Here is a 15,692-nt window from a genome sequence, read left to right as displayed (position 1 = left end):
GACGAAAAGACCGTGCATGGAAACAGTCTATTTCATCCGGCGGTAGCGCATCATTGCAGGGTCGCCAGATAATCCGCGACCTGATCGGGGAAATCGGTAAAGACGCCATTGATCCCGGCATCGTCAAAAATCGCGCCCAGCGCAATATTGAAATCCCCGGCCCATTTCGGCAACTGATCGGCACGCAGGGTATAGGGGTGCACCGCCAGTTGGCGGCGCTGGGCGGCAATCAGGGTCGGGGTCATGATGGCGCGGCCTTCGGTGCTCAGCCCTTCGATCACCTGGGACAGGGCCGGGCCGATGCCATCGACCACTTTGGCCATCGCCGCCACACCGTCGTCGGTTTTCAGAAAATCGTAATCGGTGCCGGGCGCAATGTTCCAGTCATTCTCGCCCAGCAACTGCACCAGACGCCCCTGATAGTTCAATTCACCGCGAATACGCTGAATTTCCGTCCAGTCGAAACTTTGGACATAGGCATTGCCCTCGCGGCTGCCATAGCCCCAATGTTCCATCATCTTGATGACGGCCATTGAAATATCCTGCCCTTCGGCGCGGTGAAAGGCCGGGTCCTTGATTTCGGGATAAATGCCGACGTCGCGTCCGGTCGATTTGTTCAGGCCCCGCACCAGCATGATTTCTTCTTCAAGGGTCGGGATTTTGAAAATGCCGTATTCCTTGGGAAATCGCCCGGCATAGACCTGATCGCCGCTATCGGCTTTGAAGCGTTCGGAAACATTCAGGGTTTTGAGTTCATCCAGCGTGAAATCAATCGCGTAATAACGGCCATCGGCGCGGTGGCGGTCCGGGAATTTTTGCGCGACATCGGTCGTGGTATCAAGATGAATGTCATGCAGCACCACCGGCACACCATCCGCCGACATTACCACATCCTGTTCGATGTAATCTGCGCCCATGGCATAGGCCATCGCCTTGGCGGGCAGGGTATGTTCCGGCAAATAACCCGATGCCCCGCGATGCGCAATCACCACCCGCTTTTCCGCCATGCCTTGCGCCAATACCGGGGATGCCGCCCCGGCAATCATCATGACCGGGGCCATCACCCAAAAAACCGCCCGCGTCATTGCCCTGAACATATCTTGCAACTCCCTGTTTCACATTTGCATTTTCGCAAGTGTGACCGGTCGCTGCGGCAGGATCAAGGCAGGATCAGGGCTGTCATGCAACTGTCATGGTTCAGGAGGATTTATAAAGCCCGGCCAGCCCCATCACCGCATAGGCCAGAATGGTCACCCCGACCAGCCCCCCGCCCCAGATCAGCCCGATCAAAAGCCAGTCCACCGGCCCACCGGCATCGGTAAAGCCCGATACCGTCACATAGGCCATCAGGGCAAGGGCAGCAAAACCGCCCAGCACGCCAATAATTTCGGCCCGCACCAGACGGCGACTGGAAATCGAACGTTCCACCAGCAACACCCGCCCCAGCCCCACCAGCCCAAACAACGCCAGAAGGATCAGGGCCCACAAAACCCAGCCCATCATTTCAAACAGAACGGCGAAAACCACGCCAAGGTCAAAATTTTCCATTATTTTTCCTCCCTCAGGCCTTGCCGCGCAACATCGACACATAGGTGGGTTTGAGCGCAATCGTCTTCATCACCCATGTCACCCACAATTCTTCCAGCGGCGCAATCACCCGCGGGAAGGACGGCAGCAGGTCGTTGTTGAAATCAAATTCCACCAGCATCGCCCGGCCATAGCGCGTGATCATCGGACAGGAGGTATAGCCGCCATAGACACTGTCGCTGTCACGCCCGGCAATGTCGGCGACGATGTGATCGACCGCGACGGGCACCTGAAACTTGATGCTGGCCGCTGTTTTGCCCTTGGGCACACCGGCAACATCGCCCACCGCAAACACATTGGCAAAGCGCGGATGGCGCAATGTGCCCTTGTTCACCTCGACCCAGCCATCATGGGCAAACGGCCCGTCCTGCCAGGCAAGCGCACTGTTGCGCACAGAGGCGGCGGCACGCATCGGCGGAATGACATTGATAAAATCATAAGGCAGTTCGACCGGCCCGGACGGGCTGGCAAAGGTGGCGCGTTGGCGCCCCGGATCAATCGCTTGCAGGACATGATGGTAAACCGTTTTCATGCCCCGGTCCTTAAACAGCATCCGGGTTTTTTCCGATACAATCGGCACGCTGAACAGCGCATCATTATGGGCGGCATAGGTCAAATTGGCCTTGCCGCGATTGCCCTTGCGGCGCAACTGGTCATCGGTCAGAAAGGCATATTTCAACGGTGCCCCGGCGCATTTCATTTCGGTTGCCGGACGCAAAAACACCCCGTCACCGCCGGTTTCAGCAAATTGCGCCATCAGGTTCCAGGTTGCAGCCGCCCCTTCGGGGCTGTGATAGACACTGCCAAGGCCATCCTTGCCAATCCGGCTGACATCCATGCCGTCAATCGCGGCATAATCAAGGTCAATCCCCGCGGCCACCACCAGATAATCATAGGGCACAGGTTTACCCGATGCCGTGATCACCTTGCGGGATTCAGGATCAAATTCGGCGACACGATCCTGAACCCAGTTCACATCGCGCGGCATATAATCGCCGGTTGCACTGATGCTGTAGGATGCCGGTTTCAGACCGGCGGCAATCAGGGTAAATCCCGGCTGATACAAATGACGTGCCCGGTCATCAATGATGGTCAATGTCGCCCCGTCCAGCCGTTCGGACAGGCGGGCCGCCATCGCAAGCCCCGCTGCCCCGGCCCCGACAATCACGATCCGCGCTTTGGTTGCGGTTTTTTCCACCGCCCCCGATGAGGCGGATGCCAGCGTCAGGGCCGTCGCCCCGGCGATGCCCGCCATCCCCAGTTTTAAAAAATCGCGCCGGTCAAGCCCGGCATTCTCCCCGGTCTGTATGCGTTTTTCAGACATGATTTCTTCCCCGTTTCCACCCGGAACAATGCCCCGAGCATGATTAAGTTTCATTACATTAAAATATTATAATGTTAATCTGTAGCGGGATCATTGAGGGAAATCAATTCCAATCTGTCTGTTCAAATCCGCCTAATCGCGGTCCAGAATTTCTCCCGCGATTTCGGCGATGAAATCGGGCAGGACGTCAAACGCATAGGGCGCATACAGCCTTTCATGGCGTTGATGATATTCCCGCCCCCACGGCCCGATATTGACCACCGGCCAGGACAGCGCATCGGCCACCGGATGATCGACCAGTTCGGAAACCGGCGTATTGGCCGCCACAATCGCGGTTTGCGCTTCATTCGGCGCATGACCGAAAAAGCTCATATCGGAAATCCCCATGAAATAACCGCGATCGCAAATTGTCGTATCATGACGCTTGGTAATGATGGTCCGTGCGCGGTCTATCGCCGCCAAAAAATGTGCGTCCTTTGGTGCATCGGGGTCCAGATGCACGGCGGGATAATGCAGGGAGCCAAACCCGATCACCACCGCCGGGCCGCGCAACCGGGCCTCGGCCATCATCGCCTGAACCAAAAGACGGGACCGCTGCAACGGATTGTTGTTATCGGCATGGGCGGCCTCGATATCCGCCAGACGATCAATGGCGGCATTCCCGCCGGTCATGACGACAATTTCGCGCAGTTCGGCAATGCTTAAAACCCGAAGATTCGGCAGGGGGGCCGGATCGGCAAGGTGATTGGCCCTGGCCTGTTGCCGCCCATGCAGGCCAAACCGATGCAGGGCGCGTTCGCCTGCGATGGTGACGATATCGCGAAATTCCGCCATCACATCGGCACAACTGCGCCCCATCATCAACCAGTTAAACGCCATCCAGACATGTTCGGGCGTGGTGACTTCGTAAGTATCGCGCACATCGCGGCATTCAAGGCAGACCGGTGGCGGGGCCACCTCGCCGCGTCCGCGATCACACAGGGCGGTATTGGCCTCCATCGCCGTCATGATCTCCGCCGCCAGCGCATGGGCGCTGATGCCGTCAAACGGATAACCGGCATGGGTTGGCTGCCCGGCAACAAAGGCAAAGGGCAATAATTTGCCAACCGATCCATGATAAATCACCCGCCCGTCTGTGCCATCCCCCTGATCGCTGCTGGCATCCAGATTGATGCCCCCGACAATCTCCAGATTCCAGCGCGCCATCAGGCCGGGCAAGGCATTGCGCAGGCTGCGCATGCCGCAGGAATTTCGTTCTTCATCCGGGGTCAGAAACAACACCACATTGCCCCGGCGGTCCGGCTGCGACGCAAAATGTTCCAGAAAGGCAATGCCCGCCGCATCACCACTTTTCATATCCAAAAGTCCGCGCCCCGGAATGAAATCGCCACTGCGCAAATCGTCCAGTGCCGATTTTTCCTTTTCACTCAGGTTGTCGCGCTGCGACAAATCGGCAATCAGCGCCCCGGTCAGGGCTTCGGGCGCAAAGGCCAGATGTTTGAGATCGCCGTAATTTTCAATCGACACCACATCAAAATGCCCGGCCAGTGCCAAAGTCCGGCGACCCTTTCCGCGCACCAATGCAACCACGCTGCGCGCCATCGCGGTTCCGCCCGCCACCCGATGACTGTCGATCACGGCAATATCATCGGGATTGTCGCGAAAATACGGGATGTCGCGCAGCAGTCCCAACAGCCTGTCGGTAAACCCGGCCTCGTCCGCCGTGGTGGTGACACTGGCCCAGCGCGTCAGTTGCAGGGCAATTTCGCGGGTGCGCGGGGCCGGGTTCCAGTGCGGTGCGGGGGTGGTCATTGGCGTCTCTCCTGCCTGATCGGGGCAGCAGATTACGCCGGAACAACCTTCAATAAAAACGGCAGTTTCATGCAGAAATCATTTGTAAATTGCCGAAACCGGAAGGATCATTGCCGAAACCGGCAAGGAGCCCGCATATGGATGATCTCGACCGTCGCCTGATTGCCGAATTGCGGGTCAATGCCCGTGCCTCGGTCCCGAAACTGGCGCAGCTTTTGGACGTCGCACCGGGCACGGTCAAAACCCGGATGGACCGCCTGACCGATAGCGGCGTGATTGCCGGATTTACCGTGCGCCTGCGCGATGATGCCACCGATGGCACCATTCGCGGCGTGATGATGATTGAACTGGCCGATCGCAATGTGAAGGCGCTGGTGGCGACCTTGCGCAAAAACCTTGGCTTTGCCGCCCTGCACACCACCAATGGACAATGGGATTTGATTGCCGAAATTCAGGTCCCCGGCCTTGCCGATTTTCATCAGGTCGTCACCACCGTCCGCGCCCTTGACGGCGTCGCCAAAACCGAAACCTATCTGTTTTTGGGACCTGCGTGACAGACCGGAATCAGCCCTTATTCTCATCCTTGGGCAACACCGCCGCAATCCGGTCAGCCAGCCGTGCAAAGGGCAGGCTTTGCAGCCAGACGGTGCCGGGGCCTTTCAGGGTGGTGACAAAAAGTCCTTCGCCGCCAAACAGGGCATTGCGAAAGCCGCCGATGAATTTGATCGCATAATCAATTCCCGGCGTCAGGGCAACCAGCGATCCGGTATCGACCCGCAAGGTTTGGCCTGCCTGCAAATCCTTACGCACAATCGTGCCCCCGGCATGGACAAAGGCAAGGCCGTCCCCGCTCAGCCGTTGCAGGATAAATCCCTCACCGCCAAAAAGACCGGCACCGATGCGTTTGGTAAAGGCAATGTCGATATCAATTCCGGCTGCGGCACATAAAAAACCGTCTTTCTGGCACAGAATACTGCCGCCAAATTCGGCAAGATTTAGCGCAATAACCTTGCCCGGATAGGGGGCGGCAAAGGCGACATGGCCCTTGCCCGATCCTTCATGAACGAAACTTGTGATGAAAAAGCTTTCGCCGGTCAACATGCGCTTGAACCCGGAAAACAGCCCGCCGCCGGTATTGGTCTGCATATTGATGCCATCCGACATATACATCATCGCCCCGGCTTCGGCCCGAACCCCTTCGCCGGGGTCCAGTTCAATCTCCACCAGCTGCATTTCCGACCCGATGATTTGATAATCGATGACATCTGCCATAGGGATTTCTCCGTCATAAAAGGGACCATGCCCCATCATGCCAAAAACATCTGTATCGCGTCTTTGAAAAAAGGCCGGTCTGGCGCAGTATGGCAGGATTGATTTCCTTTGGGGGCCGACCGTGCGGACAGGGGCTTTCTTTCAGATCATGCTGGTACTGTTGCTTGCCCCCATGCTGGGCGGATGCGAAGACCGCGATCCTTATATGTTCAATATCTGTCGCCTAGCCCTGCCGGGGATCGAGGAAGCCGGAACGAAGCTGCATCTGATCACACAATTGCCCGATACCGGCCCCGGCAGCAACATCACCCTGCATTATCACCTCATTCCGTCCGTAACCGACGACATTCCCGACACATCGCAAACCCATGCCATCACCTGTTTTTTTGCAAGTGATGCCGCCCCCGGTGCCCGCCCGGCCCTGACCGGGATTGAAACCACGCGGTTCGGCCCGGTTTCGACCACCCATCTGGCCTTGCTGACCCGCTTCTGGCTTAATCGCATCGGCGGGGAGGCCCTCGCATCCTATGATACGCAAAGTCTTGAAGCCGCACTTCCCGGTTATGATATCGGCCTTAAGGCTGCCTATGGCCTGCAACTGACCCTTCATGGCCTGTCACGCGGGGCGGTTTACGGGATGATGGCGCTGGCCTTTACCCTGATTTACGGCTTGATCCGGCGGATCAATCTGGCCTTTGGCGAATTGATGATGACCGGGGCGCTGGCCACCGTTCTGACCAGTTTGTTTTTATCGACCACGATTGGCTGGCTGGTACCGGTGATTGTCGGGGCATCGGGCCTTATGGCGATGATTTATGGTGGATGGATCAGCCACATCACATGGCGCTGGGTGTTTGCGCCATTGACCGAACGGCGGGTCAGTGGTCAGGCGATCCTTGTCGCGTCGCTGGGCTGTGTATTGTTTTTGCAGGAACTGGTGCGCCTTGCCATTTCATCGCGCAATTTCAATTTGCCGCCGGTGTGGCATTTGTCCTTTCCACTGTTGCGCGGCGATCATTTCGTCGTGCGGCTGCACGGGTTTGATCTTGTGACCATCGGCATGGCGATCATCGCCGCCATCGGTCTGGTGTGGCTGATGAAAAAAACATCCTTTGGCCGGGGCTGGCAGGCAATCAGCCAGGACCGCCTTGCCGCTGCCCTGTGTGGCATTCGCCCGCAAAGGATCGAGGCGCAAACCTTTATCCTTGCCGGGATTTTATGCGGTCTGACCGGCTGTTTGCTGGCCCTGCGTTATGGCGTGATCAATTTTCATTCCGGCACATTGTTTGGCTTCAAGGCCCTGACAGCCGCCATTCTGGGCGGGATTGGCCATCTGCGCGGCGCGTGGCTGGGCGGGATATTGATTGGTTTGCTTGAAAGCCTGTGGACCGGCTATTTCGGCGATCCTTACCGCGATGTCGCGGTGTTTGGCTTGCTCGCACTTGTGCTGATGCTGCGCCCGGCCGGGTTGCTGGGCATTGATGACCGGCGCGATGCTCTGTTGGCGGCGCGGGGGGATCAATGAGGATTATGAGGCGTGTTCCGGCTGAAAAACATGACAGATGACAACAATACCCGTCAAAAATCAGACATATCACGTCACGAAACAATATTCCCGACGTCCTTGATCCGGTTACGCGATTTGCCGGAAGGATAAAGGGCATGGACCAGTTCCAGATGACGCTGCAATCCATTATCGACAGTTACAAAAGCAGCGTGACAAAGTTATGTACGGATTCGATGCTTAAACGCATCACGGCCTCGCTTGATACGGTCATGGCACTGGTGGCAAGCACCGAGCCACCGGGCAAACCATCGGACGGCAGCACATCATCCGATGCCCTTGTCGTGCTGCGCAATGCGCAGGCTGTAACGGCTTCGTTCAGTCTGGCGCTGTCATCCCTGCATCAGTTGTTTGACACTCTGGCGCAAGAGCGTCAGGCCTTCATCAAAAACGCCGCACTGGTCAATCAAAAGGCCCTGATTGCCGTCGATCAAACCCAGACGAAAATGGACCAGAATCTGGAAGTTTCCGTTGGCAACCTTGTCAATTCCGTTCTGATGACGGGTGGCAGTCAAACCATGATCGCCCCGAAAGTCAAAATCCGGTCGCAAGACGATCTGATGACCATCGATACCAGTGCCTTTGAGGCCTGGCTTGACAATTTCGCCGCCGCATTCCGGTAACACCGACCGGAACAAATATCAGGACCATCACCCAAACACATTTGCTGTCGGGAGAATCACATGCCCTATGTCGAAACAAAAACGGAAAAAGTGTCCGATCTGGAAGTTTTGCTCAAAGCTATCGAAATGTGGCACCAGCAACCCGGCAACTCCGCCTTTGGCACGACAGGACTCAGCCCGGCGCAGGACCTGCAAAATGTGCTTCTGGAAATGATTGCAGGATTGTCGGAAACCGGCAGTTCCGGCTGGCAGCTTGAACTGCCAGACCAGACGACTGCCCCAAAGATCAGATCCCTTATCATGGCAGCCCTTTATGCCTATACCCGGCACAAACGCAAGGGTGGCGGCAATATGGACATCGCCACAATTGATATCAACCCGACCAACATCAACATTTCATATGTCGCCCTTGCGCAATTCGTTTACCTGATGCTGCGCATTTTCCTTGTCAGCAGTGCCCTGTCCCTTGAAGGCGCGATTTCCGTCGCCGTTGCCTTCCTGACCTGGTATGCTACCTCCGTCGGCGAACAGGACAATCATCAGGAATTGTATATCAATATTGCCGGTATGGCCGCATCGTTTGTCCTGTGGCTCTCCGGGTGGTTCTCAAGCGGTTCCTTGCAGCTTGAATGGCAGAAGGCCCAAAGCATCCCCGACAAGATCAGCTTCGTCGCAAGCCAGATCGGCACTGTCGCCGCTGCCGGTTCCATGGGGGTTCTGGCCTATCTCGGCACACGGGATGATACCTCGGACGAAATCGGCTATATGCTTTTCGCCCTGATCGCAATCGTACTGGTTCAAAACAACAAACCCGCGATCCTGCAAGTGCGGAAAGGGATCGATGTCCTGATCCATTTGATCTATGCATTGTTCAGTCTGGTGTTCTGGTTTTTTGCCGCAACGGCGCGGTCATTTACATGGGGACGTTATGGCGGGAATGCTGGCAATGACGGAAATGCAATCGTTTGAACACTTAAAGCCGCTTGCACGTCACGATCCGGCAATCGTTTTGGGAACCGGCTTTTGGAAATGCCCTGTTTCAGAATCGCGTCTCATACGGGCATAAAGCACCGTCGGTTCCTGTTTCATGGTATGAATGGCAATACGCACTGCCGGATTAACAGGTGAAACACCTGCCTTGAAGTTTTTGATTTGGCTGACTTTGTACCCCAAAGCCAATCCGACCTGTTCATTGGTCAACTTGAAACAGTTTTGAAAATCCTCAATAAGCGCACGACCATCTTCTTCTGCCTGTTCATCGGCGATCCGCGAAAGGTTTTCAGTACTGTAATCAAGGCCGTTTTCCCATTCAAGGCCGTGCCCCCAATTGATGACACGCACCCTTGCAAAGGCATCCGGGTCATCGGCAAAAACGGCAAAATGGCGGGATAGCGAAATCAACCCGGACAAATCGGCAACCTGCTCTGCACCATCTTCCCATTTCAGGATCAGGGTAAAGGGCTTATCCGATGTCGAGACTCTTGCGAGACGCTTCATATCCATATCCGTTCAGCCATTATACTTGTTCCAAAGGTCATCCAATTCTGCGGCATGTACCAGAACATATGCCGACGCCTGTTTCTCCACTTTCCCCGGCAAGGTTCCCGCGAAAACACCAGCATCCCCAATCCGCATCTTTGCACTGAAATCCGGGCCAATCACATGGATATGAGGTGGATTGTGACCCCCAAAATACATGTAAATCCGAAACCCGCCGAAATCCTTGATTGTCGGCATTTCACCCCCATGTTTGATATTTCAATATAGGCCAATCTTTGGCCCCAAAGAAGAAAATATCCACATTAAATCTACCAATGAAAAACCCGCCCGGTTTCCCGGGCGAGTCAAGTTTAACAGGGAGCTTCCTGTTGGGTAACGTACGGGTCCCGGGTCGGGCAAGGCTAAGCCTTGCCATAGCCCCCGCCGCCCGGCGTTTCGATGATGAAGACATCGCCGGGATACATTTCCGTACCATCCGTACCTTGCAGAATTTCAAGCGTGCCATTGGCGCGCTCCACCGCATTGCGGCCCAACTGGCCCGGCTCACCCCCCGCCACGGCCTGAACCGGCACCCGGCGGTGGTTTGACAGGATGGATGCGGTCATTTTTTCAAGGAAGCGCACCCGGCGCAACGTGCCGTTGCCACCCCGGAATTTGCCATTGCCGCCTGAGCCTTCGCGAATGCCAAAGCTTTCGAGCAGGACCGGGAAGCGCCATTCCAGCACTTCGGGATCGGTCAGGCGGGAATTGGTCATATGCGAATGCACCGCACTGGTCCCGTCATAATCCGGCCCGGCCCCGGTGCCACCACAGATGGTTTCATAATACTGGTGCGTATCATTGCCCCAGGTGAAATTGTTCATCGTGCCCTGCGAACCCGACATCACGCCAAGGGCGGCATAGAGCGTATCGGTGACATGCATGCTGGTTTCAACATTGCCCGCCACCACGGCTGCCGGATAAACCGGATTAAGCATCGAACCTTCGGGCACAATCAGATTGACCGGTTTCAGACACCCGGCATTCAGCGGAATGTCATCATCGACCAAAGTCCGGAAGACATACAGCACCGCTGCGCGTGTCACCGCCGAAGGTGCGTTGAAATTATTGTCCAATTGGGCTGAAGTCCCGGTGAAATCAACGGTGGCTGAGCGGTTGGGCCGATCAATGGTTACTTTGACCTTCACCACCGCGCCATTATCCATTTCATATTCAAAGGCCCCGTCTTTCAGGCCTTCAATCACCCGGCGCACACTTTCTTCGGCATTGTCCTGCACATGCCCCATATAGGCATGGACAACATCCAGCCCGAAATGATCAACCATCTTGCGCAGTTCCTGCACGCCCTTTTCATTGGCCGCAATCTGTGCCCGCAGATCGGCGATGTTCTGATACGGGTTGCGGGCCGGGTATGTCGCCCCTTCCAGCAATGCGGTCAGGCCCGCCTCGTCGAATTTGCCCTGATCAACCAGTTTGAAATTGTCGATCAGAACGCCTTCTTCATCCAACACGCGGGAATTGGGTGCCATCGAACCGGGCGTAATCCCGCCAACATCGGCATGATGGCCGCGCGAGGCGACATAGAACAAAATATCCTTGCCATCGCCGCCAAACACCGGGGTGATCAGGGTGATGTCGGGCAAATGTGTGCCGCCATTATAGGGATCGTTCAGCATATAGACATCGCCGGATTTCATCTTGCCGGCATTCTTGCGCATCACCGCCTGAACCGATTCCCCCATCGATCCCAGATGCACGGGCATATGCGGTGCATTGGCGATCAGAAGGCCTTCCTGATCAAACAACGCACAGGAGAAATCAAGCCGTTCCTTGATATTGACCGAATAGGAGGTATTGGCGAGTGTGACGCCCATCTGTTCGGCAATATTCATGAACAGATTGTTGAAGACTTCGAGCATCACCGGGTCAGCCGCCGTACCAATTGCTTCCATGCGTTTCATCGGCACGACACGGGTCAAGACCAGATGATGACGGCCATTCATCCGTGCTTCCCAGCCCGGATCAACCACGGTTGTCCCCACCGCCTCGACAATCACCGCCGGACCGCGCACGGTCGCCCCCGGTGCCATGTCTTCGCGTTTGTAAAACGGCGTGTCGGACGGTTTGCCGTCGAACACCACCTTGCAGGTCGCCAGCGGATTTGTGACGATATTGGTTCCTTCGGCCTCGGCCCCGCCATCGGCCGGGCTTTCGGTTGCGCCAATCGCCTCGACCGCGACGGCCTCAACCACCAGCGGTTTTTCCGGCATGGTAAAGCCGTAACGCTGCTTGTACTGGGTGGCAAAGGCGTCTTCGATATCGGCTTTTTTGCCAAAATCAATGATCAGGGCGGTGTCGGTCCCTTCATAGCGCAGATGCAGTTTTTTGAGGATGGTGGTTTTATCCTCGAAAATTCCCTGTTCACGCAATTCAAGGCGGGCTTCGGCCGCGAGTTCGTCCAGTTTTTCATCCAGACCGGCAAGGCCATCTTCTTCAAGGCGGCTTTCAACTGCGCGTTCGCGCATGGCGCGAATATCGGCAAGGCCCATGCCATAGGCCGACAAAACACCCGCAAACGGATGCACAAACACCCGCGTCATGCCCAGCGTATCGGCCACCTGACAGGCATGTTGCCCGCCCGCCCCGCCAAAACACTGCAAGACATAATCGGTCACGTCATAACCGCGCTGAACCGAAATCTGTTTGATCGCATTGGCCATGTTTTCAACTGCGATGCGCAAAAATCCTTCGGCAACTTCTTCGGCGCTCATATCATTGCCGGTCGCGGTTTTGATCTTTGCCGCCATCTCGGCAAAACCCTTTTTGACCGCATCGGCATCAAGGGGTTCGTTGCCATCGGGGCCGAAAACATGCGGGAAGAATTCCGGCTGTACCTTGCCCAGCATGACATTGATATCGGTTACCGCCAACGGACCGCCCCGACGATAGGCCGCCGGTCCCGGATTGGCCCCGGCACTGTCCGGGCCGACGCGGAACCGCGCCCCGTCAAAATGCAGGATCGATCCGCCACCTGCGGCCACAGTATGGATTTTCATCATCGGGGCACGCATCCGCACCCCGGCAACCTGGGTTTCAAAATCGCGTTCATATTCGCCGTCATAATGCGAAACGTCGGTCGATGTACCCCCCATATCAAACCCGATGATCTTGCCAAAACCATCCATTTCAGCCGTGCGCACCATGCCGACAACACCGCCCGCCGGACCCGACAGGATGGCATCCTTGCCCTGAAACTTGTTGGCGTCGGTCAGGCCGCCATTGGACTGCATGAACATCAGTTTCACACCGCCCAGTTGCGATGCGACCTGATCGACATAACGGCGCAGGATCGGCGACAAATAGGCATCGACCACCGTGGTATCGCCGCGTGATACCAGTTTCATCAACGGGCTGACGGCGTGGCTGACTGAAATCTGGGTAAAGCCGGTTTCGCGTGCGATGGCGGCGGCGGCATTTTCATGGGCGGTGTAACGATAACCATGCATGAAAACGATCGCACAGGACCGGATACCATCATCATAGGCTGATTGCAGATCGGCGCGCAGTGCTGCCTGATCCAGCGGTGTCAGTTCCTCGCCCTGGGCGTTAAAGCGTTCGGATGCCTCGATCACCCGTTCATAGAGCAATTCCGGCAATTTGATATTGCGGTCAAACAGGCGCGGCCGGTTCTGATAGGCAATGCGCAACGCATCGCGGAAACCGGTGGTCGTTACCAGAACCGTGCGGTCGCCCTTGCGTTCCAGCAAGGCATTGGTGGCAACGGTGGTGCCCATTTTAACGGCTTCGATTTTATCGGCCGGGATGGCCGCGCCATCGGGCACATTCAACAATTCGCGAATGCCCTGAATGGCGGCGTCGTTATAACGTTCCGGGTTTTCCGACAGTAATTTGTGGGTGATCAGTTCGCCTTCGGGCGACCGCGCCACAATGTCGGTAAACGTGCCGCCACGGTCCACCCAGAACTGCCATTTACCAGAGGATGCGGGTGTTGATCGGGTCGGTTTTTGGTCAAACGAGGCCATGACGCCTAACTCCTTGAGCATCGGAATTCAGAATAAAATCGTGATCAGTCCAGATGACCCATGACGGGCCCGGATCAGGTTATCTGCCCATTTGGGCCGGTAACCATGTCGCGATATCGGGAAACACCGTAATCATCAGCACCGCCAGCAGCAGCAGGAAGAAAAACGGCAAGGACGCCCAGGCAATGGAAAACAGGTTTTTCCCCGTCAATCCTTGCAGGACAAAAAGGTTGAAGCCGACCGGCGGGGTGATTTGCGACATCTCAACCACCAGAACGACATAGATGCCAAACCACAAAAGATCGATCCCGGCGGCCTGCACCATCGGCAGAATGATCGAGGTGGTCAGCACCACCACCGAAATCCCGTCCAGAAAACAACCCAGAATGATGAAGAATACTGTCAAAGCGGCCAAAAGCGCATAGGGCGACAAATTCATCTCGGCGATCCAGGCCGCCAGACCACGCGGAATGCCGGTAAAGCCCATCGCCACGGTCAAAACCGCCGCCCCGACCAGAATAAAGCAGATCATGCAGGATGTGCGGGTCGCGCCCAAAACACCGTCAACAAAACTTTGCCAGTTCAGGGTGCCGCTGCCAGCCGACAGCAACAGGGCCCCGACCACGCCAAAGGCGGCAGCCTCGGTCGGGGTGGCGATGCCGCCATAAATCGATCCGATGACGGCGACAATCAGCAATACCACCGGAATCAACCGGCCCGAAGCCCGGATTTTTGCCATGAACGGCAATGTTTCCGCCGCCGCAGGCATTTTGTGTTTGTTGATCAACGCCCAGATAATGACAAAGCCCATAAACAGGGAAATCAGCATCACACCGGGCAGGACACCGGCGACAAACAACCGCGCAATCGACAATTCCGCCGACACGCCATAGACAATCAGGATGATCGATGGCGGGATCAAAAGGCCCAGCGTACCTGACCCGGCAAGGGTGCCAAGGATCATATTGTCGGCATAACCCTGCTTGCGCAATTCTGGGATCGACATGCGGCCAATGGTGGCCGCAGTTGCCGCCGACGACCCGGATACGGCAGCAAAAATGCCGCAACCCAGAATATTGACGTGCAACAGGCGGCCCGGCAATTTGTTCAGCCACGGCGTCAGGCCGGTAAACATGTCTTCGGACAGACGGGACCGAAACAGGATTTCCCCCATCCAGATAAACAACGGCAACGGGGCCAATGACCAGCTTGCAATCCCCGCCCATGCGGTGGTCGCGATGATTGGGCCAGTTTGCGCATTGGTAAAAAATTCAAGTCCGATCACCCCGACGGCAAACAGAGACAGCGCCACCCATACCCCTGCCCCAAGGAACAGGAACAACAGAGCCATCAGGACGACGCCAATTTGAAGAACATCCATGATCGTTTCCTATTCCGTCAGATCGCGGGTTTCGCGTTCGGCATATAAAGGATTGCGCCCGCGCACCATGTCAAACAGGGCCTCAATCAGCGCCACGGTCAGCATCACCAGCCCAAAGACCATCGCGGCCTGCGGTATCCATAACGGAAAGGCCAGAACACCGGGCGACGTATCACCATAAGACCAGCTTTCATGCGCCAGATCGGCAATCCAGTAGGTGAAATATCCCGCCAGAAACGTCGCCAGCAGCAGGGAGAAAAGCTCCAGCACCCGGCGCATGGTCCCTTGCAAATGCGAAATCACCAGCAACACCCGGATATGCGATCCGGCCCGCAAGGATGACCCCAGTGCCAGAAACGTCGCCGCAGCAAGGCAAAACCCGGCCATTTCATTGGCATCATGCACGGCAATGCCGACCAGCCGCCCGATGGATTGCGCCAAAATCAACAAGGCAATCATCACCAGAAAAACTGCTGCCAGACCGCCGCTTATTCTGAACAAAACATCCAGTATTTTACGCACAACCATCCCCTTCCGTTCCGCCATCGCCCATGGGCCCCGGAACAGTATTATCGAAGTTGCGGTT

At 56.4% G+C, this 15,692-nt stretch carries 14 protein-coding genes; 4 read left to right on the top strand and 10 right to left on the bottom strand.

What is annotated here, in order from left to right:
- Positions 1 to 50 precede the first annotated feature (50 nt).
- From glpQ to Q8O73_RS11155, 4 genes are all read right to left on the bottom strand, one after another.
- Positions 51 to 1,097, bottom strand: coding sequence for a glycerophosphodiester phosphodiesterase (glpQ, locus tag Q8O73_RS11170; RefSeq protein ID WP_305558237.1), 1,047 nt, complete (start codon positions 1,095 to 1,097; stop codon positions 51 to 53).
- Positions 1,098 to 1,197: 100 nt separating this feature from the next.
- Positions 1,198 to 1,548: a DUF5368 domain-containing protein gene (locus tag Q8O73_RS11165; RefSeq protein WP_305558236.1), complete on the bottom strand. Its 351-nt coding sequence runs from the start codon at positions 1,546 to 1,548 to the stop codon at positions 1,198 to 1,200.
- A 13-nt stretch (positions 1,549 to 1,561) separates the two neighbouring features.
- Entirely contained in the window at positions 1,562 to 2,911 is a 1,350-nt protein-coding gene (locus tag Q8O73_RS11160; protein ID WP_305558235.1) for an NAD(P)/FAD-dependent oxidoreductase, read from the bottom strand.
- A gap of 132 nt (positions 2,912 to 3,043) precedes the next feature.
- Positions 3,044 to 4,723, bottom strand: coding sequence for a M20/M25/M40 family metallo-hydrolase (locus Q8O73_RS11155; protein ID WP_305558234.1), 1,680 nt, complete (start codon positions 4,721 to 4,723; stop codon positions 3,044 to 3,046).
- 137 nt (positions 4,724 to 4,860) lie between these two features.
- Here Q8O73_RS11155 and Q8O73_RS11150 point away from each other — a divergent pair, with 137 nt between their 5' ends.
- Positions 4,861 to 5,277 carry an Lrp/AsnC family transcriptional regulator gene (locus tag Q8O73_RS11150; RefSeq protein WP_305558233.1) on the top strand — a complete coding sequence of 139 codons (417 nt, stop codon included), beginning with the start codon at positions 4,861 to 4,863 and terminating at the stop codon, positions 5,275 to 5,277.
- 10 nt (positions 5,278 to 5,287) lie between these two features.
- Here Q8O73_RS11150 and Q8O73_RS11145 read toward each other — a convergent pair whose 3' ends face one another.
- Positions 5,288 to 5,995 carry a TIGR00266 family protein gene (locus Q8O73_RS11145; RefSeq protein WP_305558232.1) on the bottom strand — a complete coding sequence of 236 codons (708 nt, stop codon included), beginning with the start codon at positions 5,993 to 5,995 and terminating at the stop codon, positions 5,288 to 5,290.
- A 148-nt stretch (positions 5,996 to 6,143) separates the two neighbouring features.
- Between Q8O73_RS11145 and Q8O73_RS11140 the strand changes: the two genes are divergently transcribed.
- From Q8O73_RS11140 to Q8O73_RS11130, 3 genes are all read left to right on the top strand, one after another.
- Positions 6,144 to 7,520 (top strand): branched-chain amino acid ABC transporter permease, encoded by a 1,377-nt coding sequence (locus Q8O73_RS11140; protein WP_305558231.1) that lies wholly within the window; start codon positions 6,144 to 6,146, stop codon positions 7,518 to 7,520.
- A 137-nt stretch (positions 7,521 to 7,657) separates the two neighbouring features.
- Positions 7,658 to 8,182: a hypothetical protein gene (locus tag Q8O73_RS11135; protein WP_305558230.1), complete on the top strand. Its 525-nt coding sequence runs from the start codon at positions 7,658 to 7,660 to the stop codon at positions 8,180 to 8,182.
- A gap of 60 nt (positions 8,183 to 8,242) precedes the next feature.
- Positions 8,243 to 9,151: a hypothetical protein gene (locus tag Q8O73_RS11130; RefSeq protein ID WP_305558229.1), complete on the top strand. Its 909-nt coding sequence runs from the start codon at positions 8,243 to 8,245 to the stop codon at positions 9,149 to 9,151.
- Positions 9,152 to 9,172: 21 nt separating this feature from the next.
- Here Q8O73_RS11130 and Q8O73_RS11125 read toward each other — a convergent pair whose 3' ends face one another.
- The 5 genes from Q8O73_RS11125 to Q8O73_RS11110 form a co-directional block, all read right to left on the bottom strand.
- The gene (locus Q8O73_RS11125) at positions 9,173 to 9,679 is read right to left on the bottom strand and encodes a DUF2442 domain-containing protein (protein ID WP_305558228.1); all 507 of its coding nucleotides are present in this window, start codon (positions 9,677 to 9,679) and stop codon (positions 9,173 to 9,175) included.
- A gap of 12 nt (positions 9,680 to 9,691) precedes the next feature.
- On the bottom strand, positions 9,692 to 9,919 hold the full coding sequence (locus tag Q8O73_RS20150) for a DUF4160 domain-containing protein (RefSeq protein WP_371135076.1): 228 nt from the start codon (positions 9,917 to 9,919) through the stop codon (positions 9,692 to 9,694).
- A gap of 164 nt (positions 9,920 to 10,083) precedes the next feature.
- On the bottom strand, positions 10,084 to 13,725 hold the full coding sequence (locus Q8O73_RS11120) for a hydantoinase B/oxoprolinase family protein (protein WP_305558227.1): 3,642 nt from the start codon (positions 13,723 to 13,725) through the stop codon (positions 10,084 to 10,086).
- A gap of 79 nt (positions 13,726 to 13,804) precedes the next feature.
- Positions 13,805 to 15,106 (bottom strand): TRAP transporter large permease, encoded by a 1,302-nt coding sequence (locus Q8O73_RS11115; protein WP_305558226.1) that lies wholly within the window; start codon positions 15,104 to 15,106, stop codon positions 13,805 to 13,807.
- A 9-nt stretch (positions 15,107 to 15,115) separates the two neighbouring features.
- A complete protein-coding gene (locus tag Q8O73_RS11110; protein ID WP_305558325.1) occupies positions 15,116 to 15,634 on the bottom strand; it encodes a TRAP transporter small permease in 519 nt (172 codons plus the stop codon).
- Positions 15,635 to 15,692 lie beyond the last annotated feature (58 nt).

Origin of the sequence: Thalassospira sp. (assembly GCF_030690045.1) — a bacterium.
In the GTDB taxonomy this organism is placed as follows: domain Bacteria; phylum Pseudomonadota; class Alphaproteobacteria; order Rhodospirillales; family Thalassospiraceae; genus Thalassospira.
Note: the sequence above shows the minus strand (reverse complement) of the source record. Positions and strands in the feature narration are given on the sequence as shown.